Annotated in this window: 22 protein-coding genes and 2 pseudogenes; 14 read left to right on the forward strand and 10 right to left on the reverse strand. The window is 69.8% G+C overall.

Going from position 1 to position 22189, the window contains the following annotated elements; all coding sequences use genetic code 11:
• Window positions 1–139: 139 nt before the first annotated feature.
• The 3 genes and pseudogenes from ABZT18_RS25970 to ABZT18_RS25980 all read right to left on the reverse strand — a co-directional run.
• Entirely contained in the window at window positions 140–586 is a 447-nt protein-coding gene (locus ABZT18_RS25970) for a hypothetical protein (RefSeq protein ID WP_354992957.1), read from the reverse strand.
• Between the two features lie 2 nt (window positions 587–588).
• Window positions 589–1356 carry an SGNH/GDSL hydrolase family protein gene (locus ABZT18_RS25975; RefSeq protein WP_354992958.1) on the reverse strand — a complete coding sequence of 256 codons (768 nt, stop codon included), beginning with the start codon at window positions 1354–1356 and terminating at the stop codon, window positions 589–591.
• 170 nt (window positions 1357–1526) lie between these two features.
• Window positions 1527–1616 (reverse strand): annotated as a pseudogene (locus tag ABZT18_RS25980) (SigE family RNA polymerase sigma factor); the annotation flags it as partial.
• Between the two features lie 178 nt (window positions 1617–1794).
• Between ABZT18_RS25980 and ABZT18_RS25985 the strand changes: the two are divergent.
• The 4 genes from ABZT18_RS25985 to ABZT18_RS26000 all read left to right on the forward strand — a co-directional run bounded on the left by ABZT18_RS25985 (window position 1795) and on the right by ABZT18_RS26000 (window position 5198).
• Window positions 1795–3564 carry a proline--tRNA ligase gene (locus ABZT18_RS25985; protein WP_354992959.1) on the forward strand — a complete coding sequence of 590 codons (1770 nt, stop codon included), beginning with the start codon at window positions 1795–1797 and terminating at the stop codon, window positions 3562–3564.
• Between the two features lie 57 nt (window positions 3565–3621).
• Window positions 3622–4047 (forward strand): CBS domain-containing protein, encoded by a 426-nt coding sequence (locus tag ABZT18_RS25990; RefSeq protein ID WP_354992960.1) that lies wholly within the window; start codon window positions 3622–3624, stop codon window positions 4045–4047.
• Window positions 4048–4110: 63 nt separating this feature from the next.
• Window positions 4111–4536 (forward strand): SufE family protein, encoded by a 426-nt coding sequence (locus ABZT18_RS25995; protein ID WP_354992961.1) that lies wholly within the window; start codon window positions 4111–4113, stop codon window positions 4534–4536.
• A gap of 20 nt (window positions 4537–4556) precedes the next feature.
• Complete coding sequence (locus tag ABZT18_RS26000) at window positions 4557–5198, forward strand: DsbA family oxidoreductase (protein WP_354992962.1); 642 nt, start codon at window positions 4557–4559, stop codon at window positions 5196–5198.
• Window positions 5199–5272: 74 nt separating this feature from the next.
• Here the strand turns inward: ABZT18_RS26000 and ABZT18_RS26005 are convergent, their stop codons facing one another.
• The 5 genes and pseudogenes from ABZT18_RS26005 to ABZT18_RS26025 form a co-directional block, all read right to left on the reverse strand.
• Window positions 5273–5821 (reverse strand): YbaK/EbsC family protein, encoded by a 549-nt coding sequence (locus ABZT18_RS26005; protein WP_354993131.1) that lies wholly within the window; start codon window positions 5819–5821, stop codon window positions 5273–5275.
• Window positions 5822–5916: 95 nt separating this feature from the next.
• Window positions 5917–6111, reverse strand: coding sequence for a hypothetical protein (locus ABZT18_RS26010; RefSeq protein ID WP_354992963.1), 195 nt, complete (start codon window positions 6109–6111; stop codon window positions 5917–5919).
• 117 nt (window positions 6112–6228) lie between these two features.
• A complete protein-coding gene (locus ABZT18_RS26015) occupies window positions 6229–6882 on the reverse strand; it encodes a GAP family protein (protein WP_354992964.1) in 654 nt (217 codons plus the stop codon).
• Between the two features lie 63 nt (window positions 6883–6945).
• Window positions 6946–8322 carry an MFS transporter gene (locus ABZT18_RS26020; RefSeq protein WP_354992965.1) on the reverse strand — a complete coding sequence of 459 codons (1377 nt, stop codon included), beginning with the start codon at window positions 8320–8322 and terminating at the stop codon, window positions 6946–6948.
• A gap of 58 nt (window positions 8323–8380) precedes the next feature.
• Window positions 8381–8697 (reverse strand): annotated as a pseudogene (locus ABZT18_RS26025) (hypothetical protein).
• 161 nt (window positions 8698–8858) lie between these two features.
• Here ABZT18_RS26025 and ABZT18_RS26030 point away from each other — a divergent pair.
• The 9 genes from ABZT18_RS26030 (at window position 8859) to ABZT18_RS26070 (ending at window position 18260) form a co-directional block, all read left to right on the forward strand.
• Window positions 8859–13325: an HAD-IC family P-type ATPase gene (locus ABZT18_RS26030; RefSeq protein WP_354992966.1), complete on the forward strand. Its 4467-nt coding sequence runs from the start codon at window positions 8859–8861 to the stop codon at window positions 13323–13325.
• Window positions 13326–13387: 62 nt separating this feature from the next.
• Window positions 13388–13804: an MBL fold metallo-hydrolase gene (locus ABZT18_RS26035; RefSeq protein WP_354992967.1), complete on the forward strand. Its 417-nt coding sequence runs from the start codon at window positions 13388–13390 to the stop codon at window positions 13802–13804.
• Window positions 13795–13962, forward strand: a complete 168-nt coding sequence (locus ABZT18_RS26040; RefSeq protein WP_354992968.1) for a hypothetical protein — start codon at window positions 13795–13797, stop codon at window positions 13960–13962. The genes ABZT18_RS26035 and ABZT18_RS26040 overlap by 10 nt, the downstream gene beginning before the upstream one ends.
• Before the next feature lie 257 nt (window positions 13963–14219).
• Window positions 14220–15410, forward strand: a complete 1191-nt coding sequence (locus tag ABZT18_RS26045) for a GAF domain-containing SpoIIE family protein phosphatase (RefSeq protein ID WP_354992969.1) — start codon at window positions 14220–14222, stop codon at window positions 15408–15410.
• Between the two features lie 267 nt (window positions 15411–15677).
• The gene (locus ABZT18_RS26050) at window positions 15678–16130 is read left to right on the forward strand and encodes a pyridoxamine 5'-phosphate oxidase family protein (protein WP_354992970.1); all 453 of its coding nucleotides are present in this window, start codon (window positions 15678–15680) and stop codon (window positions 16128–16130) included.
• Between the two features lie 324 nt (window positions 16131–16454).
• Window positions 16455–16709: a type II toxin-antitoxin system prevent-host-death family antitoxin gene (locus tag ABZT18_RS26055; RefSeq protein WP_354992971.1), complete on the forward strand. Its 255-nt coding sequence runs from the start codon at window positions 16455–16457 to the stop codon at window positions 16707–16709.
• Window positions 16706–17080, forward strand: a complete 375-nt coding sequence (locus ABZT18_RS26060; RefSeq protein ID WP_354992972.1) for a type II toxin-antitoxin system VapC family toxin — start codon at window positions 16706–16708, stop codon at window positions 17078–17080. Before ABZT18_RS26055 ends, ABZT18_RS26060 begins: the two co-directional genes overlap by 4 nt.
• A 320-nt stretch (window positions 17081–17400) precedes the next feature.
• Window positions 17401–17739, forward strand: a complete 339-nt coding sequence (locus tag ABZT18_RS26065) for a hypothetical protein (RefSeq protein WP_354992973.1) — start codon at window positions 17401–17403, stop codon at window positions 17737–17739.
• A 272-nt stretch (window positions 17740–18011) separates the two neighbouring features.
• Window positions 18012–18260 carry a tyrosine-type recombinase/integrase gene (locus ABZT18_RS26070; RefSeq protein ID WP_354992974.1) on the forward strand — a complete coding sequence of 83 codons (249 nt, stop codon included), beginning with the start codon at window positions 18012–18014 and terminating at the stop codon, window positions 18258–18260.
• A gap of 1609 nt (window positions 18261–19869) precedes the next feature.
• Here the strand turns inward: ABZT18_RS26070 and ABZT18_RS26075 are convergent.
• Window positions 19870–20715 (reverse strand): protein phosphatase 2C domain-containing protein, encoded by an 846-nt coding sequence (locus ABZT18_RS26075; RefSeq protein ID WP_355252653.1) that lies wholly within the window; start codon window positions 20713–20715, stop codon window positions 19870–19872.
• Complete coding sequence (locus tag ABZT18_RS26080) at window positions 20715–21557, reverse strand: sigma-70 family RNA polymerase sigma factor (protein WP_355252656.1); 843 nt, start codon at window positions 21555–21557, stop codon at window positions 20715–20717. The genes ABZT18_RS26075 and ABZT18_RS26080 overlap by 1 nt, the downstream gene beginning before the upstream one ends.
• Window positions 21558–21706: 149 nt before the next feature.
• Between ABZT18_RS26080 and ABZT18_RS26085 the strand changes: the two genes are divergently transcribed.
• A complete protein-coding gene (locus ABZT18_RS26085) occupies window positions 21707–22132 on the forward strand; it encodes a hypothetical protein (protein ID WP_355252659.1) in 426 nt (141 codons plus the stop codon).
• Window positions 22133–22189: the final 57 nt, after the last annotated feature.

The following is a 22189-nucleotide window of genomic DNA, read 5'->3' on the forward strand; positions in this document are numbered from 1 at the left end:
ACCTTTCCCCGATGTCCCCGCCTTCGATCGACGGGGGCAGCGGATGCTAACTGGCGCGGCGGACATCGGGCCATTCCTATCCGGCAGTTTGCTCCACAATAGACACAAAGGGCCGGCGGCCATCGCACCCGACACCTGCTCAGGCGCGGCGGTGGGCGATCCGACCGGCGACCACCGTCACCAGGCAGGCATCGTCTTCACCGTGGACCGCAAGGTCTGCCCGCGCACCGGGAAACAGCGTCGGCGGCACCACGGCGGGCAGCACCAGCAGGTCACTCCTGTCGACGGCCGCCCGCAGCGCCGGGTCGGTCAGGTGCCGCACCAGCACCGCCGTCACCCCGATCCGCAGCAACGCGTGCACCCGCTCACGCGGGGTGGGCGCCGCCGGAAGCGGGCCGTCGTGCAGCAGACCCGGCCCCAACGTGCCGGGCCAGCGGCGGACCCGCACACCCGCGTACGCCTCGCTCAACTCGGCGAACGGGCCGACGGCCTCGACGCGGTCGCCGCTGACCAGCACGGCGTAATCCGGTGTCAGCTCGCCGTCGAGGGTTCGCCGCAGCAGCGGCGCGGTGTGCAGGGTGAGCACGTTCAGTCGGCGATCGGCCCGAGCAGCGGGCGCTTCGCCGTCACCGTGTCACCGGACGACCGGCCGGTCAGCCGCCGCTTCACCCAGGGGGCAAGGTGCCGCCCGGCCCAGCGCAGGTCGGCGGCACGGGCGGCCAGCCACGGCGATGGCGCCGGGTGCGGCGGGACCATCAGCCACTCCTCGTCGCAACCAACTCCGAGGGCGTTCAACACCTGCCCGGCGACCCGTCGGTGGCCGGCCGCGGAGAGATGCAGCCGGTCGGTGCTCCAGAGCATCGGGTTGAGGAAGGTGTCGTCGGCGTACAGGTCGACCATGATGGCGCCGTGCCGCTCCGCGGTCTCGCCGACCGCCTGGTTGAGCAACTGCACCCGGGGAGCGACAAGGCGCTGGCCGGGCAGCCGGGCCATCACGTCGGCGAACCGGAAGAGCAGCACGTCCGCGCCGCCCGAACGTAGTTGCCGGACCACCTCGTCGAAGCGGGCGACCAGCGTGTCCGGGTCGAAGGTGCGGCGCAACACGTCGTTGCCGCCGGCCGCGAAGCTGATCAGGTCCGGCTTCATCGCCACTGCGGCAGGCACCTGCTCGGCGACGACGCCAGGGAACAGGCGGCCACGGATGGCCAGGTTCGCGTACCTGAAGTCGGGGCCCGCGTCGGCGGCGAGCCGGGTCGCCACCAGGTCCGCCCAACCCCGGTAGGTGCCATCCGGGTACGCGTCGTCCATACCCTCGGTGAAGCTGTCCCCGACCGCGACATAACTGCGCCAGCGCACCCGCGCCCCCCTTACGCCATTCGTTGCCTGCGGCGACCAGTCTGTCACCGAAGGGACGGCGGGCGGTGCCCCGATCGGACGACGTGGCGCACCTCATCGCTCGCACGCGGGGTGACCCGAACAGGGCCGCGAGAAGGGGCGGACCACCGTTCGGTGGTCCGCCCCGGTCACCGGTCACCGGTCAGCAGGTACGCCGAGCGCAGCAACGCCGGGGTGCGGGTACGGATGAACGAGTCGAACTCACTCAGCAGAGGGCCCACACGGGCCGATTCTTTGGGTCGTGGTGCGTGATGGACGTGATGCCTCTCCAGACGTCGCCCTGGGCAACCGTGGTTGCCGGCACGGACAGGCCATTTTCGAGGATTCCCAAGCAACGGCGCGCGACGCACCGGACGAATTGGTTCGCTCGGCCGGTCGGCACGGCTCTACGCTGCGCCCATGCTGCTACGCATGTCGACCCTGTTGCTGCGGACCCTGCGCGAGGATCCGGCCGACGCGGAGGTGCCGAGCCACCGGCTGCTGCTGCGCGCCGGTTACATCCGTCGTGCCGCACCGGGCGGCTACACCTGGCTGCCGCTGGGCAAGCTGGTGCTGGATCGGATCACCGAGGTGGTGCGGAGCGAGCTGATCGCGATCGGCGACCAGGAGGTGCACTTCCCCGCGTTGCTGCCGGCTGAGCCGTACCGGACGAGCGGCCGGTGGTCGGAGTACGGCGACGACATCTTCACCCTCGCCGACCGGCGCGGTGCCGAGCACCTGTTGGGGCCCACCCACGAGGAGCTGGCGGCGCTGCTGGTCAAGGACCTGGTCACCTCGTACCGGGACTTCCCGGTGACGCTGTTCCAGGTGCAGACGAAGTTCCGCGACGAGGCACGGCCCCGGGCCGGGTTGCTGCGCGGCCGGGAGTTCCTGATGAAGGACGCGTACTCCTTCGACCTGGACGAGGCAGGGCTGCGGGACTCGTACGCACGGCATCGAGCGGCATACCAACGGATCTTCGACCGGCTGGGTCTGGACTACACGGTGGTGCACGCGATGTCCGGGGCGATGGGTGGCTCCGCGTCGGAGGAGTTCCTGGCGGCGACACCGGTCGGCGAGGACACCTTCGTCGGCTGCACCGCCTGCGACTACGCGGCCAACACCGAGGCGGTCATCACCCGGGCGCCGGCCGGTGGCGATCCGACCGCGCAGCCGCCCGTCGAGGTGCACGACACTCCGGAGACTCCGACGATCGCCAGCCTGGTCGAGCTGGCCAACGCACGCCGGCTGGGCGGCCGGGACCGCTGGACCGCCGCCGACACCCTGAAGAACGTCGTGCTGTCCGTCCGCCAGCCGGGCGCGGAGCGCGCCGAGCCTCTGGTGATCGGGCTGCCGGGTGACCGGGAGGTCGACCTGAAGCGGGTCGGTGCCGCCCTGCACCCGGCCCAGGTGGCCGTCTTCGAGGAGTGGGCCGAGCATCCGGAGTTGGTCCGCGGCTACATCGGGCCGCAACTGCTCGACAAGCTGGGCATCCGTTACCTGGTCGATCCGCGGGTGGTGGCCGGCTCGGCCTGGTTGACCGGGGCGAACGAGCCCGGCCGGCACGCGACCGACGTGGTCTGCGGACGGGACTTCACGCCCGACGGCACGATCGAGGCGGCCGAGGTCCGCCCTGGCGACCCCTGCTCCGACTGCGACACCGGCGAGCTGACCATCCGGCGGGGCATCGAGATCGGGCACATCTTCCAGCTCGGCCGCCGGTTCACCGACGCGTTCGCGGTCGACGTGCTCGGCCCGGCCGGCAAGCCGGTCCGGCCGACCATGGGCTCCTACGGCATCGGAGTGTCCCGGGCGGTGGCGGCGATCGCCGAGCAGCACCACGACGACCGGGGGCTGATCTGGCCGGCGGCAATCGCGCCGTGCGACGTACACCTGGTGGTTGCGGGCAAGGGGCCGCAGCTCGACGCGGCGCTGGAGCTCGGCGGGCGCCTCGCCGCCGCCGGCCTGCGGGTGCTGGTCGACGACCGGACGCACGTCTCGGCCGGGGTCAAGTTCACCGACGCCGAGCTGATCGGCATCCCCCGGGCCGTCGTGGTCGGCCGCCGACTCGCCGACGGGTACGTCGAGCTACGCGACCGGGCCGGCGACGGTCGGACCGGGTTGCTCCTGGACGGTCTGGTCGAACGGCTTGTCCACGAGGTACGCCGGGAACGTGGAAACCTGGTGTAGTCACCGCACCACGGGGTAGTGCAGTCTGATCGGCTGGAAACGTCTTCGGAGGCTCTCATGACCGGTTACCGGGTCAGTGATGTGATGACCAAGCAGGTCGTGTACCTGCCGACGGAGACCACCCTGGACGAGGCGGCCAGGGTGATGAAGGAGGCGGACATCGGCGACGTGGTGGTCACCGACGGCGCCAGCCTCGCCGGGATGCTCACCGACCGGGACATCGTGGTCCGGGCCGTGGCGGAGAACAGCTCCCCGGCGGCCACCACCATCGGCTCGATCGTCACCCGTGAGGTGGTCATGATCGAGCAGCACTGCACGGCGGCTGAGGCGGCGACGCTCATGCGGGACCGGGGCATCCGGCGGGTGTTGGTCTGTGACAGCGACCGCAAGCTGGTGGGGATCGTCTCGCTCGGCGACCTGGCCATGCAGCTCGACCCCACCAGTGCCCTCAGCGAGATCAGCGAGCAGTCGCCCACCGTCTGAGGACGAATGGGCCGGGGGCGGCCTGTTCGCAGGAGCCCCTTACAACGGCGGTAGCCTCGACACATGGCTGACATGCCGGCCCGACTGGCCGAGATCGTCGACGAGTTCGCCGCCGCGCCGCGCGACCTGGTGCTGGAGCTGCTCCTGGAGTACGCGGACGTCATCCCGGCCCTGCCGGACGGCGCCGAGCGCGAGGGCATGGAGCAGGTGCCGGAATGTCAGACGGCGTTCTTCCTGCGCGCCCGGGTGACGCCGGAGGGCACCGTGGAGACGCTCTTCGACTGCCCGCCGGAGGCGCCCACCACTCGGGCGTTCGCGGGGATCCTCGCCGAAGGGCTGGCGGGCGCGAGCGCCGAGCAGGTGCTGGCCGTGCCGGACGACCTCTACCAGCGGATGGGGTTGGCGCAGGCGATCAGTCCGCTGCGGGTACGCGGGGGCACGGCGATCCTGGGCCGGCTCAAGCGTCAGGTCCGGGAACAACTCACCTGACCGAGAGGTTGCCACCGTTCATGGAGATCGAGATCTACGCGGACGTCGTGTGCCCGTGGTGCTACATCGGAAAGCGCCGCCTGGATGAGGCCCTCGCCAGTTACGAGGGCGAGGTGACGGTCCGCTACCGGCCGTTCCAGCTCGACCCGTCGCCGGTGTCCGAGGCTCGCCCGGTGGTGGAGGCGATGGCCGCCAAGTTCGGTGGTCCGGAGCGGGCACGGCAGATGTTCGACCACGTGACCCAGGTCGCGGCGGGCGACGGGCTGCGACTGGACTTCGACCGGACGCTGACCGCCAACACCTTCGAGGCGCACCGGCTGGTCTCCTACGCGACCGATCACGGCCTGGCGGCCGAGATGGTGGAGGCGCTCTACCAGGCGCACTTCACCCAGGGCGTCGACGTCGGCTCGCGGGAGGCGCTGGCCACCCTGGCCGGCGGGATCGGCCTGGACGCCGCCGACGCGCGCCGGTTCCTCGATTCCGACGAGCGCGTTGCCGACATCACCGCCGACCTGGCCGCCGCCCGGGAACTGGGCATCACCAGCGTGCCGACCTTCGTGCTGGCCGGAAAGTACGCGGTGTCCGGCGCCCAGGAGGCGCAGACGCTGGTCGCCGCGCTGACCGAGGTCGAGCAGCGCGAGTCCGCAGCCCATTCACACTGAGTAACCGGCCCAACGGCACCAGGTATCGATGATCGTGATGTTTCACGTGCAACGGTATCGATGGCCGTACCCGGTCATGCCGGCCTGGCCAGCCCTTCCACCACCTGCGCGCCCGGCAGCGCGCCCAACGCCGGCCCTGGCAGCGCGATCTTGCTGTGCCGCACGCCGGACCCGATGATCACGTGCGGTGTGGCGATCACCCGCGCGTCCACCAGGATCGGCCACTGCGCCGGCAGCCCGATCGGGGTGATGCCGCCGTACTCCATGCCGGTCAGCTCGACCGCGTCGGTCATCGCGGCGAAGCTCGCCTTGCGGACGTCCAGCGCCCGGCGGGCCACCCCGTTCACGTCGACCCGGGTGGTGGCCAGGACGATGCAGGCCGCGTAGCGGACCACACCCTCACGCTTGCCGGCCACCACGACGCAGTTGGCCGACACGTCCAACCCCACCTCGTACGCCGCGCAGAACGCCGCGGTGTCGGCGAGGTCAGCGTCGATCGGTGCGACCAGCACGTCGTTGACGTCCACCGGCGCACCGGCGGGCCACTGGGCGACAGCCTCCGCAACCGGCGGGGCGAGCAGGTCCAGGCGGGCGCGGGCCGGTTCGGTCTTCAGCGTTCCCATCACGGGTGCGATCCTCGCATCCGCCACGCTGAACCGCCCGGCGGCTCCCGGGCCGTCCCGCGACGTCACCGGTCCGGGTCGAACCGAACCGGTGCTCAACTGCCGGCGAGGAAGGCGTTGTCGCGCATGAAGGAGCGGTCGCGGGAGGCCGCCAGCTCCTCTTCGCGCTGAGCCTTGGCCCGTTGCAGCTCAAGGTCCTCCAACGCGTGCCGGACACCCAGCCGGATCACGCCGTAGAGGAAGACGAAGCCGAAGACGTAGAGAATCACGGTGGTGACGACAGCGAACATGGCGTCACCGTAAGGCGAACGTGAACCGGGATCTCTCTCATTTCCGCTCGGTTCCCCCGTACGTGTCCGCGAGATGGTCAGCCCGTGATGACGGTCCGTGACGGGCTGCGCGGCGGTTCACCGCGAGCGAACCAGGTCCACCACGGTCAGCAGTGCGAAGAAGCCGATCAGCACCTCGTTGACCACCCAGGAGTGCCTCTCGGCCCACTCACGCATCCGGGTCAGCGACCGCACCGCGCGCGGCCCGAGTAGCAGCAACGCCAGCAGCGGAAGAGCGAGCAGCACGACCGTGACCAGCACGAACGGCAGCAGATCCCACCACGGCAGGTCGTGCCGGGCGATGCTCGCTCCCACTGCGGCCATGGTCAGGTCGTCGCTGGGCGTCACCACGAAGAGCAGCGCGCACAGTCGCGCCGCCCGGGCCGGACCGGCGTGCCCGAGGTCCCCCAGCCACCGCGGCTGCCCGGCCCGGTTCCGCCTCAGCCACACCACCACGGCCAGGCTGACCAGCAGGACGAGCACCACCAGGTCGATGGCGGGGCCCCGATCGACCCGGCCCGCGACGGTGCCGGCATCGGTGGCCACGCCGCCCACCAGCCGGGTGAGAAGCCAACTCACGGTCACCCCGGCGGTTACCACCAGCCCGCCGCCGAGGAGGAACCCCAGTGACGCGGCCCGGGGCCGGTCCGACGAGGCGAGAAAGACCGCCACGACCACCTTGGTCCCGGCGACCATCACCACGGCCAGCGGCAGGACGGTCAGGAAGCTCATTGACCGCCATCCTCCCGGCCGACCAGCGTCGGACGGTGCCGAATCCGCGGATCACCAGCCCGGCTACGCGCTCCTACCCACCACGACCCGGCCGGCCAGCAGCGCACCGAACAGCGCCAGGCCCGCGGCCACCACCAGAGTCGCCGCGTAACTGCCCGGGCCCGGCGCGCTTCCCGCAGCCAGCACCGCCCCGGTCAGCGCGAGCACGGTCGCGGCGAAGAGCGAGTCACCCAGTTGCAACGACGAGCTGTTGCGACCCTGCTCACCGGGGGCGGACAACTCCAGGGTGAGCACCGACAACGACGGATAGAGCAGCCCCATGCCGAGGCCCGCGATCGCCCAGCCCACCACGGCGACGGTCACCGGCAGCTCGGGCCGTACGGCAAACGCCACCGTGGCGATGCCGACCGTGATGCAGCTCAGCCCGGCGCGCGGCAGGCTCGCCCGGGAGGCCGGCAGCGGAATCCGGCCCTGCAACCAGGAGCCCACCGACCAGGCCAGCGCGCCAACCGTGAGGACCAGCCCGGCTGCGGTCGGTGAGAGGCCCCGCTCCCGGGAGAGCATCAACGGGATGACCACCTCGGCGCCGACGAACGCCGCCGACGCCAGTCCGCGCAGCCCGACGACGGTGGGCAACCCCCGGGCCGCCCGGAGGAACCCGGCCGGCAGCACGCGTGGGGCGCAGACCAGTAGGCCGACCACGGCGAGCCCGATCAGCACCAGGGCGATGGCACCGCGCTGCTGCCCCCCGATGTGCAACAGTGCGGCACTCACCGCGGCCCCGCACGCCCAACCGATTCGCGCTGCCGCGCCGGCCGGCGGACTGGTCGCCACACTCCGGCCCAGCGACCGCAGGCCGGGATGGATCAGCAGCACCGCCGGCACCGCCACCGCCGGCACCGCCAGGAAGACCCACCGCCAGCCCAGGTACTCCACGATCAGGCCCGCCACCGCCGGCCCGACCAGGGACGGCACGACCCACGCCGCCGCGAACGCGGCGAAGATCCGCCGGTGCAACTCCTGCGGGTACGCGTGCCCGACGATCACGTAGAGCGCCACCGAGAGCAGCCCCGAGCCGAACCCCTGCACCACCCGCCCGACAACCAGCGCACTCATCACGGGGGCGGTCCCGGCGATGAGCAACCCGACCACGAACCAGGCGACGCCGTGCCACATTGGCCCCCGGGGACCTCGGGCGTCGCACCAGATCCCGGAGACCACCATCGCCAGCACGCCCGTGGCGAACGGGCCACCGAACGCGATCCCGTACAGCGCCAGCCCGTCCAGGCTGCGGGCGACGGTCGGCATGGCCGTGCCCACCGCCAACGCCTCGAACGCGAGCAACGAGATCAACGCAACGCTGCCCACGGTCATCGCCCGCAACCGGGGAGCGAACAAACCCGGTGCGGCAGGTACGGCGGTGGCGGTTGTGCTCGGCATGGACCGAGCATGCGACCTCAACCCTGATGCATGTCAACCGCCGGTGACCCGGCTCTCGTCAGGTGTCCTGCAACGCTTTCCCGACACCACGCGCCAGTCCCGAAAAATGCTGGTCTGCCAACAGGTGACCGGCGGTGATCACCACGGCGATCGGCCACTCGATGACCTGGAGTGCGGCGAGCACCCCGAGCCCGGCGTAATAGGCGACCCTGTCCGGTGGCGGCACCGCCACCTCGCCCAGCATCGGTAGTTCCATCCTCCGGCTGTACATCTGGACGTTCTCGCGCGCACCGTTGAGGTGTCGAGTCAGCGTGCTCATTCCGGCCTCCCCATGTCCGGTGATGGTCGTCGGGTTCCACCGCCCACCCCGTCCATGCGCCAGCATCGGCGGAAAGTTCCACCACTCGCGGGGCATAACGGACGGCAGGTCGGGAAGCCAGGCCGCCGGACGTCAGGCGGTGGGAGGACGACATGGGCAAGGTCAGGACCAGCGGCAACAGGGAGCCGGGCCGGCGTCCGTCCAGCCGTACGCCTCGATGACGGCGGCGGGTCGCGCTGTCGGCCGCATCCTGCCGTCCTTCGGCGTGCCGCTGCTGGTCGGCGAGGCGTCCCGGACCGTCGGGTCGGCCGCGACCCGGCTGGCCCGTTCAGTCGGGCTCACCCGGCGTCGCGTCTGGTCCCGGCCCGGTCGGCACCACATTGAGGTGCACGGCGTGTGCCAGGATGGCGGCGATCAGCTCGCCCGGCAGGTGGAGAGCGCGCTGGAGCGGATGCCCGGGGTGGCCTGGGCCAGAGTGAACGCCCCATCCGGCCGGGTGGTGGTGGCCGTGCAGGCTCCCGAGCCGAGCGTGCGTGACCTCATCGCCACGATCGACCGCGTCGAGCGAACCTGCGACCACGAGCCTGACCCGGAGATCCCGCCACCGCACCCGCCGGAGGAGGGGCCGCACACCCCGCGCACCCTTGGCGCGCTCGCTTCGGACGCGCTGGGCCTGACCCTCTGGGGGGCCACCCGGATCCTGCCGTTCGCACCTCTGCCCGGTGAGGTGGCCGGCCTGCTGTCTGCGGTGGACCTGCAACCCAAGCTGCACGCGTTCCTCGGCAAACGGTTGCGCTCCGACCCGCGGGCGGACGTCCTCTTTCCGCTGGCCGAGGCGGTGGTGCAGGGTCTGACCGGCCGCTGGACAGGCATCGTCCTCGACGGTGCCCAACGGCTCGTGCAGTGGGGCGAGGACCGTGCCCAACTCTCCGCCTGGGAGAAGGCCGAGCCGCGGTTGACCGGTGACCCCGAGCGCGCCGTCGCCCGGTGGCCGGTAGCCGACCGTCCTCGACCGAAGCCGCAGGGTCCGGTCGAGCGGTACATCGACCGGAGCCTGGCCGCAGGCGCAGCTGCCGGCGCGGCGGCGTTACCGTTCGCCGGGCGCAAGCGAGCCGCGGCGCTGAGCCTGTCCGCGCTGCCAAAGGCACCCGGCAGCGGGCGCGAGGGGTACGCCGCCCAGCTCGGTCGGATGCTGGCCCGACGCGGAGTGATCGCGATGGATCGCAGCGTGCTGCGGGAGCTGGACCGGATCGACACGCTCGTGTTGGACGCCGCCGTGCTCGGCTCAGACCGGGGCGTACTGGCCGATCTTGCACCGGTGCCCGGAGTGGACGTCGACCAGGTGGCGGAGCGGGCCTTCGCGCTGTTCGACCCGGACTGTCCGGCCGCCTCCCGGACGGCGAACGGCTGGCGGCTCGGGCCACTGGACCAGATGCCCGAGAGCGACCCGGGGAACATTCCCGACGGCGACCGGCTGCGGTCCGCCGGCGGCCAGCTGCTCGGCCTCGCCCACGGCGAGCGTCTCGCCGCACTGTTGCGGGTCGAGCCGGAACCCGCGCCCGGCGTCGACGGCCTGCCGGCCGCCGCCCGACAGGCCGGCCTCCGGTTGGTCGTGGCCGGCGGTGACGAGCAGCGGTACGACTTCGCCGACGCGATGCTGCCCGGCGGGGACCGGCTGACCGAGTCGATACGCGCGTTGCAGCGCGACGGCGCGGTGGTGATGCTGGTTTCCGCGGACCGGAAGGCGCTCGGTGCGTCCGACTGCGGTCTCGGGTTCGCCGCGCCGGAGGAGCCGCCGCCGTGGGGTGCGCACCTACTGGTCGGTGCCGACCTACGGGTGGTGGCCCTGGTGATCGAGGCGACCGGGGTGGCCCGGCGAACGGCCCAGCAGAACATCCGGCTGGGCATGGCTGGCACGGGACTCGGGGCACTGGGCGCGTTTACCGCCCCACCGACCGACCTACCCTTCCGGGCGCTCGTCGCGGTCAACGGCGCGGCCGGGTTGGCCTTCGCGAACGGGGTCTGGCGGGCCCACCGGCTGCGCGACCAGTCGGACACCCCGGCACCCGTGACGACCGCCTGGCACCTGATGCCCGTCAACACCGTGCTCGACCACCTCGGCACCACGCCAGACGGTCTGACCGGCGCGGAGGCGCAGCGCCGACACGACGGCCACGCTGCCAACGGCGGTGGCGCACCCGGTAATGGTGGTCTGCTGCGCGCCTTCGTGGACGAGTTGTCCAACCCGCTGACTCCGGTGCTGGCCGCCGGGGCGGTTCTCTCCGCGTCGTTCGGCTCGCTGGTCGACGCCGCGCTGGTGGGCAGCGTGGTCGGTGGATCCGCCCTGATCGGAGCAGTGCACGAACGCAACACGGAAAGGTCCCTGGCGGAGCTGCTGTCCCGATCGGCTGTGACCGCACGGGTCCGTCGGGACGGCACCGAGCAGGTGGTCGCCGCCGAGGATCTGGTCCTCGGGGACGTCATCACCCTCGAACCGGGTGACTCGGTGCCCGCCGACTGTCGCGTACTCGAGTCGGTGGGCCTGGAGGCGGACGAGTCGTCGCTGACCGGCGAGTCACTGCCGGTTGCCAAGTCCAACCGACCGGTGGTAGCCGCCGCCATCGCCGACCGACACTCCATGCTGTACGAAGGCACCACCGTCGCCGCCGGGCACGGCACTGCCGTGGTGGTGGCGACCGGCAACGACACCGAGGCCGGGCGCAGCCTGGCGTTGGTCCGGCAGGCGCCACCGGCCAGCGGGGTGGAAGCCCGGCTCGGCTCGTTGACCAGGGCCGCCATCCCGTTGGCCGCCGGTTCGGCGGTGGCGGTGGCCGGCGCGGGCCTGCTTCGGGGCGTACCGCTGGCCGAGACGGCGGCGACCGCCGCGAACCTCGCCGTGGCGTCGGTGCCGGAGGGGCTGCCGTTTCTGGTCAGTGCGGCGCAGCTGGCCGCCGCCCGGCGGCTGGCCGAGCACGGCGCGTTGGTCCGCAACCCGCGCACCATCGAGGCGCTGGGCCGGGTGGACGTGCTCTGCTTCGACAAGACCGGCACTCTCACCGAGGGCAAGTTGCTGCTCGCCGGGGTCGGTGACAGCGCCGGTGACCGGTACGCCCCGGCGGACCGGCTGGACGACCGACTCCAGTTGACGCTGGCCGCTGCGCTGCGAGCCACCCCCGCCGCTGCCGATCCGGAGGAGTTGGCGTTGCAGACCGACCGGGCGGTCCGGCGGGGTGCCGGAGTGGCCGGGGTGGTGGAGCAGACCGGTGCCGCCGGCTGGCGGGCTGCCGGCGGGCTGCCGTTCGAGCCGTCCCGCGGCTACCACGCGAGCATCGGGGAGACCGACGGTCGCCTGTTGTTGAGCGTCAAGGGTGCCCCGGAGACGGTGCTGCCGCGCTGTTCGACCCGGCGCACCGACGGCATTCAGCAGCCGCTGGACGACGCCGGGCGCGCGGAGCTGGAGCGGATGCTCGCCGACCGGGCCGGGGCGGGAAACCGGATCCTGGCCGTCGCCGAGTGCCAGGTGGACGACCCGAAGGTGACTGACGCGGACGTCCGAGGGCTGACCTTCGTGGGTTTCCTGGCCCTCGCGGACGGGGTCCGGGAGAGCGCCGCCCCGGCGGTACGTCGGATCCGGCAGGCCGGCGTGCACACCATCATGATCACCGGCGATCATCCGGCCACCGCCGAGGCGATCGCCGCCACCATCAGCGACCACGACGAACAACGGGTGGTCACCGCGGGCGAGCTCGACCAACTGGACGACGAGGCGCTCGCCGAGCGGTTGGTCAACACCGACGTGGTGGCCCGCTGCACCCCGACGCACAAGGTACGGATCATCCAGGCGTTGCAGAAGTGCGGCCGGACCGTGGCGATGACCGGCGACGGCGCCAACGACGCACCAGCGATCCGGCTGGCCGATGTCGGCATCGCCCTCGGCCAACGGGGCACCCCGGCGGCGCGGGCAGCCGCCGACCTGGTGGTCACCGACGACCGGTTGGAGACCATCATCGCCACCCTGGTCGAGGGGCGTGCGATGTGGTCGTCGGTGCGGCACGCGCTCAGCATCCTGGTCGGCGGCAACCTCGGTGAGATCGCGTTCAGTGTGCTCACCGCCGCGGCGACCGGCCGTTCCGCCCTCACCGGGCGACAACTGCTGCTCGTCAATCTGCTCACCGACCTGGCGCCGGCACTGGCCATCGCGGTCCGGCCACCCGCGTCGGACCGCGCCGACGGGCTGCTCCGGGAGGGCCCGGACGCGGCGCTCGGAGAATCCCTCACCAGGGAGATCGGGCTGCGGGCGGCAGCCACCACGCTGGGCGCGACCGCGGGCTGGACGTTGGCCCGATACACCGGACGTCGTCAGCGGGCCGGAACGGTCGCCCTGGTCTCCCTGGTCGGCACCCAACTCGGGCAGACCATCCTGGCCGGCGGCACCAGCCCGGCCGTGCTGGCGTCCACGGCGGCATCGTTGGGGGTGCTCGTCGTGGTGGTGCAGACGCCAGGGGTCAGCCAGTTCTTCGGCTGCACACCGCTGGGGCCGGTCGGCTGGACCATCGGGGCAGGGTCAGCGCTCGGCGCCACCTTCGCCAACGGCGCACTCACCAAGCTGATGGAACACGTGCCGCAAGCCCGACCCGACACCAAGGCGGCGGACGGCGACGGCGCGAGCGACTCCAAGGGCTGAGGACCGCACCCGGCGCATGCCGATGGCTCGCTGGGGTACCGCAGCCGAAGGAGGTGGGCACAATGGCGGAGCAACCGCAGGTGACGTTCGTCGGTACCGCGACGACGGTGCTGCGAATCGGCGGGTTCACGCTGCTGACCGATCCGAACTTTCTGCACCGGGGTCAGCGGGCGTACCTGGGCAAGGGTTTGTGGTCGCGCCGACGCACGGACCCCGCGCTGCGGATCGCCCAACTCCCGGAGTTGGATGCGGTGGTCCTGTCCCATCTGCACGGCGACCACTTCGACCGGGTGGCCCGCCGGGAACTGGACCGCAGCCTGCCCATCGTCACCACCCCGGCGGCGGAACGCAAGCTGCGTCGCTGGGGCTTCCAGGCCGCCCAGGGCCTGCCGACCTGGTCGTCCCGGGAACTGCACCGCGACGGTACGACGCTGCGCCTGACCTCGATGCCCGGCAGGGCGCCGACCTGGTGGAACTGATCCGACCGAAGCTGACCGTGCCGATCCACTACGACGACTACCCGGTGTTCCGCTCCCCGCTGGCGCACTTCGTGGAGGAGGCCCGCCGCCGCGGCTGGGTGAGGCAGGTACGCACCATCACTCGCGGTGAGACAGCCTCCCTCACATCACCCTCCTGACCGATGTCCACCACACCCGGCCAACGAGCTGGCGAGGTCCGACCGTAGCTCCTCGACCGCCGCATCGAGGTCGTTCTCCTCTGTGGGCATGTCCGCTCGCGACCAGGAGTAGCCAATTCCGGTACCGACTGTTGTCGGCTCTTGTGGTGCGTCTTGCTGGCGTCGCCCGGGCCTCGTGGCCTGGTTCATCTCACCGGCCGCGGGGGCAGAAGTGGCGGAGCGGCAACTAAGATCCGGGGGTGGTCCGCGCGGGGAGTATGAAAGACGAGCAGCGGTTACGCCGCATCGAGGCGCTGACCGATGCCGCCCTGTCTCGACTCGATGCCGCCGACCTCTTCGACGAACTACTCGACCGGGTCCGCGACCTGATGCAGGTCGACACCGTGGCCATCCTCCTGCTCGATGTGAGCGCCCAGCAGTTGGTGGCCACTGCGGCAAAGGGGCTGGAGGAGGAGGTTCGCCAGGGCTTCCGCGTCTCGATCGGTCGGGGGTTCGCCGGCCGAATCGCCCTGACCCAGCAACCGGTGGTCATCGAGCAGGTCACCTCGGACAAGGTGGTCAACCCGGTCCTGCTGCAAACCGGTGTCCGGTCCCTGCTAGGTGTGCCGATCATCGCGCGCGGCAAACTTGTCGGCGTTCTGCACGTCGGCACCCTCACGCCGCGCCGGTTCACCCCCGACGACGTCCGCCTGCTGGAACTGGCCGCTGACCGGGTCAGCCTGGCAAGCCGGGCCCGCGCGAACACACTGGACCAGGCCACCGCCCTGGCTCTGCAACGCAGCCTGATCCCCACCGAACTGCCCGAGGTGCCCGGCCTTGAGATGGCCGGCCGGTACGTGCCTGGTCATGCCTCCGGCGTCGGCGGCGACTGGTACGACGTGTTCACCCTTCCCTCCGGTTGGCTGGGCGTGGTCATGGGTGATGTCTCGGGTCATGGGCTGCAGTCCGCGGTGGTGATGGGACGGGTCCGCAGTGCGCTTCGCGCGTACGCCCTGATCTGCGACGACCCGGCGGAGACACTGACCCTCCTCGACCGGAAGGTGGTTCACTTCGAGGCCGGCAGCCTGACGACCGCGTTGTACATGATGATCTCTCCGGATGCCTCCGCCATGCACATCTCCCTGGCCGGACACCCCCAGCCGGTCCTGGCCGTTCCCGGCGGTCCGACCACCATGGTTCCCGCGTACATCGATCCTCCGCTCGGCACCGGCCGCCGGCAGCGGCACACGACCACCGTCGAGTTCCCACCCGGCGCGGTCCTCGTCTCCTACACCGACGGGCTCGTCGAACGCCGCGACGAACTGCTCGATGCCGGTATCGCCCGTCTGATGGCGTCCGTTCCGCTGGCTCCCGTCGAGACCGTGTGTCAGACCATCATGGCGACCCTCGACACCGAGCACCCGGATGACGACATCGCTCTGTTGGCCATCCGCCGGCTAACCACGTAGGGAGCCTGCGCATGTCTGTAGTTCACCAACTACAGGTAGAGCACCTTCATGCCTCCTGGTGACGGTCGTGGGTGCTGGCTACTGGCACCTGGCTGGCACGGCGATCCCGGTCGGGGGCGATCCGAACCGAGGCGGCGGCATCACGTTGCAAGCTCGTCCCAGGCACCAGCCCAGGGTTGCCGCTTGCGTTAAAGCGCCCTTCAACACCGATCCTTGCTTGGGGCCCCGACCGCGAGCCTCCCACGAACGTATAAGGAGAATCCCGACGTGGAACCCAAAGCGCCGCGCATGCTGCAGCAACGTAAGCAGGACACGCTGGCCCGCCTCAACCACGACTTGGACGCATGGGTCGCCTCAGCGGACCCGGACGGCAACGCCTACCTGGTGCCGCTGTCCTTCCTCTGGGACGGTGCGGCGTTCATCTTGGCGACAACCGAGTCCAGCCCGACCGGGCGCAATTTGCGATCCTCTGGACGGGTGCGGATGTCGGTCGGCCTTACCCGCGACGTGGTACTCATCGAGGGCAGCGTCGAGACGTTCTCGCGCGACACCGTGCCAGCCGACCTAGCCGACGCCTTCGCCGCGAAACTCTGGGATGCGCGGGTAGGCACGACCCGGTACGCATACTTCCGGGTTACACCTCGCCGCATGCAGGCGTGGCGGGAGGAGAACGAGATCGCCGGCCGTGACCTGATGCGTGATGGTCACTGGCTGGTCTGACGACGAGCTTGCCGACCGCTCACAGATATCCGGACTGGGCGAGGAAAAGATGGGAACCGCTTCATCCATACCGCTCGGCAACTGTTGGCCTCCGCGACGACCTGCAGCAGCAGAGTCTTCGGCGCCTCGTACGGATTGTCGCTGAGCCAACCTAAAAGCGGTGTAGCGGATGCTCGGGCACACCTCAGCCACGATCGCCGGTGATCCGCTGACCCTGACTTTGCCCAGATCACGGGTTCGGACGGCGATCCGAGCAGCCGAACCGCTGGCGCCTGGGGCCAAGCAGGGTAGACTAAGCCATTAGCTAACCGAGGAGGTCGCGCCATGTCGGCTGAGGCCGTGCACTACAACATGCATGATGCCAAGACCCATCTGTCGCGCATCATCGACCGGGTGGAACACGGCGAGGAGATCATCATCGACCGGGCCGGTACGCCGGTGGCGAAGGTCGTGCCGCTGGTCCGGCGGGCCAACCGCACCGCGGTCGGCTCTCTCGCAGGGCAACTGGACCTCTCCGGCGACTGGGACTCACCACAGACCAACGCCGAGATCGCCGCCGACTTCGGCATCGGCGCATGACCCTGCTGCTGGACACCCACGTCGCGCTCTGGGCCATCACCGGCGACGCGACCCTCGGCGCCGAGTTCCTCGACCGGCTACGCCACGAGCCGGACATCTTCCTCTCCCCGGTCACCCTGTGGGAGATCACCATCAAACAGAGTGCGGGGAAGCTCGCCGGACCCCCTGACCTCGCCGAGCGGGTAAGAGACATGGGCTTCCGCGAACTCCCAGTGACCCACGCCCACGCCATCGCCGCCGGCCGCCTGCCACCGCATCACCGCGATCCGTTCGATCGCATGCTGGTGGCCCAGGCGATCACGGAGAGTCTGACCCTGGCCTCCCGCGACGCGTCGATAGCGCTGTACGACGTGGACGTCCTCAAGGTGTGATCGGACGGCTCGACAATGCCGATGAAAGGCCCAGGCCCAACCGGGCACACGAATCGGTCGGCCGGTGCCATCCGAACAACGCCGGTGACGCTCCGGCCCGCCGTGCCGGCCGTCGCCGATCCTCCCGCCGCCAGTGGGGGCACTGGCACTACCAGAAGAGGACGCCGCCGCCGACTTGCCGTGCCCGATGCTTGTCCCCCGCGAATGCCCCCTGTGACGCGTCGTTGGCGGCTCCTGGTCGCCGCGATGCTGGCTATCGCACTGTGCGCTGGGTATCTGTCGGCCACCATCGGCCATCGCCTCGATCACGGCGGTTCGTGGTGGCACGGACGATCACCGGCATCAATGCCGGTCCTGCGGATCAGCAGGTGCTCAAGATCGCCCGCCTGGCGGTAAACCACGCCGATGAGGCCACTGCCGTCGTGTTCGACCCGGCCGCGGCGGCAACCCTCTTCCGCTCAATCAGGGTAGCCGCGGGCATGGAGCTGCCGGTCTTCGTCACGATCACGATCCCGGACGTGGAGATGGCTCCCGGATCAGGGCTCTTTTCCGATGACCTCGCGGTCGACTACGACGTGCTCGGCCTGCCTCGTCACCAGCGGGTGCCGATGGGCTTCCGCATGGTGGTTCACTCGGCAAACGGCTACGTCCCACGATGACCACCGACGGCCGGAAGCGCCCTTGAGATCAGAAGATGGCTGCCACATTGGTGGCCAGCACCGCACCGCTCCTCGCGGTAGGGCTCGCGGCCACGCCGCAACGCGCCAGACACTCCCAGATGTCGCGCGAGCTTCGATCCGGTCATGAGCCATAGGGCGAGGACACCAGACGTAGACGGTGAGCCAACGTGCCCTTTCGATGGCTGACCGTCTCGGCCTCCTCGACCTGGCCGAGATGTACCACGGCACGTGCTCGGTGAGGTCGCTGCACAGTGCCGGCCGATCAACGACATCAGCTCCGCGCGGCGGCTGGCCTGGACTGGCTGTACCTGCACGACCTGCGGCACGCGTTCGCCACGTTCTTGCTCGACCAGGGGGAGGAGTTGGGAACCATCATGGAACTGCTCGGGCACTCCACGATCCGGATGACGATCGACACCTACGGGCATGTCCTGCCGGTGCAGGCTCGTCAGGCTGTCACAGCCATTGATCGGGTACTCGGAGAGGAAGGGACGGCGTGACCGCTTGGCTGTACTCGCCACCGAGATCAACCGAGGAAAGTGCTGGTGGAGCCCAGGGGACTCGAACCCCTAACCCCTGCCTTGCAAAGATCAAGACTACTGTCGGCCGACGTCGGCGACCGTCGTTGACCTGCTCGCCTCTTCGCCTTGCGTCGATCCCGGGCCGTCTCTGTCGGCGGGCTTGGCTGTACGGATGGCTGTACAGCCACCTTCTATCCGTAGATTCCCAAGACCACTCCGCAGCCGTTCGGCAAAGTCCGCGTCACCCTGGTCGCCGCGCACCCGACAGCCGGCAGACTGTCAGCTTGGGAATTGTCGATGTACGGCTGTCTACAGACCTCACGGCCTGGTCCGGCTCGGTCCTCAGTGGCCTGGTCTGCCCCTAACTGGCCTACGCTAATGGCACGTCGGTTGGAGCCCTCGATACCCGGCGGCAAGCCGCGTAGCGGCGCGGCAGCGATCGCCCCGCCCTCGGCGGCGACCAGCCACTCTCGCGATCGTCACGGCATGCCCTCGGAACGCGCTACCTCAGCGACCTACGCATTACGAGATCAAGTTGGCGACCTGCACTTACCCGGCCTCGACCGGACTGGCGTGCGAAATGGCCTTGGCGTCTCTCATGCGTCGAGGGCGGCGGTCCGGCCTCTTGAGGACTAAACGAGGACTGCTGCCGGCCGCGTCGCCGACTACCTGATCCGTAGATATCGGCGGGGCCCCGACGGGCTGCACGAGTGTGACCTGTTCTGCTATCGACGGAGCGCGGCCCGCTTAAGATAGTCGATCTTGCATTCTTCGATGCATTCCTTTAGGGTTGATTCCCAAGATCCCCCTACAGTAGGGAGCCTTCACGGTGGGACGGAACATCAAGAACCACGCAGCGACCGCTGCCGTAGCTGCAGCTGTATTGCTGCTGACTGCTACCCCAGCCAACGCCGCGTCGCCACAGGGCAGCGCTGTGACGGCCGCCTCGTCGTACGCGACGTGCAGCACCACCCGAGTGAAGTCCGTTGCCAACAACCTCCCAATCAGGTACTGGGCCGATATCGAGGCACCGGTACTCACGACGGCTCAGTACGGCTACCAGTACTCCTGCAACCCGTGGGAGGACCAGGGCGGCGGTGTTGTCCTCGGCGGGAGGTATACGGCATGCGGTGGCAGTGGGGCCAATGGCTGGATTGCGATCGTGTGGGGACCCGGCCAGCTCGGCTTCACCTACATGACCTGCCTGCGCGACGTATAGGCGAGCAGCACCTCCGATGAGGTCACACGCGTTTAGCCAATAGCAAAGGCCTCCGACGGAAACAGCAGATCTCCTCGTCGGACGGTTGTAGACATTCCAGCCCTCCTGGACGGGATCAATGTGGAGCGCCCTGCTGGACGAACGAACTTGGCCCCGTCCGGGGAGGCTGGTAGCCCTTGTGGTGCCCGGCGAGGTGATCTGCGGCGGCATCTCTGAGGAGGGTCGGGGTCGGGGCGGAGCCCCAAGGTCTTCAAGGTCTTGTCGTCCTGTCAGCGCGGCGGCCGAACCGGCCGATGCCGGCCGGAGGTCGCCAGCAGGCCGGGGCGGGCCGGCGCGGCCCGCTTGCGGGCCGCCTTGATTCTTAAGAGGTCAATTCGGCAGTGAAACCGGCTCGCCAAGCTGAGTGCAGTAGGCCAGGGTGGCGTCGTCGTGGGTCTTGCCACGCGGCCACTTCCTACCCTGCGGATCGCTGCCTTCCGCTTCTCGGACTTGCCTGATGACTTCGGCTGGTCCCGACTTAGTGATGAGGGCGAGAACTTCCGGCCAGTCCGCGAGTGCGAAGCGATCCGCGATGCGGCTTGCCCCATCACTGAGCAGGACGGCGCTGGTGAGGCCCTGGATTGGTCGGCTTCCGATGAGGGCTTCGGATGCTGCCTGAACGTCGCCCGCGGCTACCCAGAAACCGTCGGGCTGGTTGCGGTGGGCGCGCAGAGCTTCGATGTACTCGCGTCGGGCTTGATCGTGCTCCGGGGTTCCGTTAACGGCGGCGTCCATGGCTGCGCGGTAGTGGCTGCCGACGATTGCCTCTCGGTCGTCGGTGACGACCACGGGGGCGTCTCCGGCTTGGTCGAGTACGAGCACCGAGTCAGCAAGGACAAGGTATTCCGCGCGGTCGTTGTTGACGCGGAAGATGATGACGGTTGCGGAGGGACTGCTCGGGTCGCTGATGTCGCAGGTTCCTCGGTGAGCATCCGCCACTTGGCCGATGGCCTGCCCGAGAACGGTGGTGAGGTCCTGGCCGTCGTCGGCCGCCAGTTGGGCGAGCAGCGCCCCGCCAAGCCTGCGGGTGTACCAAGCGACACCATGACTGCACGTCGACTTTGCGCCGGACAGCCCAGCGCCGTCGAGCAGGACAACGGCGTTCGGGATGGCGCCGGTGAAGTCCTCGTTAGGTTGGTCGAGTTTCGCAGGGCTGGTTGCCATGGCGACCTGCATCAGGCTTCCTCCAACTGGTAGAGCGGGGTTAGCAGCTCGACCTGGCGCGGCTCGTTGGTACCCGGCTCATATTGGGTGCCGACCAAGATGGAGAAGTTGCCGGTGTTGACCTGGGCGTAGAGCTCGTTGATCTGGGTGCAGATCAGGTGAACGGCACCGAGTGAACCGGGCGGATGGATGCCGGTAAACACGATGAGTGACCCTTGCCCGTCCGGACGGGGCAGTCGGCCAAGGTAGGCCACGTCAGAGGTAGCCGGCGGCTCCTGATCCTGGCCGGAGCGGTAGACGGTGCCGGTCCTACGGTCGACCAGCGTCCAGGGGCCGTCGCTGGCTCGCTCGAACTGGAGTACCGGGTCCTGGGCGAGGACCTGGGCGACGGGTTCGGAGATGCGCGGCCCGCAGATCACCACAAGGTTCGGACGGTTCAGGTCGATGGCGCCACCGACTGGGACGTGCTCGAACGATGGTTCCAACCCGAGACTTCTAGCCAGCTCGCCCAAGCGTTGGGCTGCGGCCACGTCCTCAATCGCCACCACAGGTCGGGCCTTGATCGCCTCTTCCTTCAGTGGCGTGGCGATGATGACGCTGCCCGTACCGAGGAAGGCACCTTCGGGTGCTGGACCGCCGTGGCGGATCTGGTGAATGCGACCGCGCGTCAGGCCCACCTTCTGGGCGATGTGCGCGTACGACATGCCCTGGTCGTGCAGCTCTTGGATGACGCGACGGCGAAGGCGGGCAAGTTCGGTCACTTCCTCCTGAGCTGCCGACATGCGGTTTGTCGCCTGTCGTAGCAGCTCAAACGGATCGCGTAGCGCCGCGATCCTGTCCACTTCGCCCGTCATGCCGGTCCTCGCAGTTGACGTAGGAGTGTCTAGCCCCCTTGACGCTCTCACCGTACCGCCGTAGCTTCTTGTCTATCCCCCTATACATCTCCCACGAAGCCAAGCCGCGACTGTCTAGGGGGGTAGACAGGCGGCCGGAAGGACAAGCGATGTCGATCCCCAACGCGATCAAGGTTCCGGTTCCGTTCGATTACGTGTTCCCGCAGGGTGCGCTGTGCCTGGGTGTGGAGCCGGTGACGGACTTCGACAAGCGCGGCCAGGGTGATGACCAGGCCCGCGACAAGGACACGGGCGAGCGGCTGTGGGTGGTCAAGGTCCTGGACTTGGACCCGGAGGCCGGGAAGTTCGGCGGGACCAAGGAAGTCAAGGTGAAGATCGCTGCCCCGGTGCAGCCGGTGCCGCCGGCGTCGAAGATCCCGGGCTATCCGCCGGCGGTGACGTTCACCGATGTGACGTTGACGCCGTACGTGGACTCGCAGCGGTGCAAGGGCTCGGGGAAGTGCCGGGCGCGTCAGGCGTGGTCGGTCCGCGCCGGGGCCATGACCGAGGCTGCCGCGATCAAGCAGGCGGCCTGACCAGATCTGGATGCGCGGGGTGGGACTCGCCCGCCAAGACAACTCCCGCCCCGCGCC

Origin of the sequence: Micromonospora sp. NPDC005291 (assembly GCF_040607415.1) — a bacterium.
In the GTDB taxonomy this organism is placed as follows: Bacteria; Actinomycetota; Actinomycetes; order Mycobacteriales; family Micromonosporaceae; genus Micromonospora.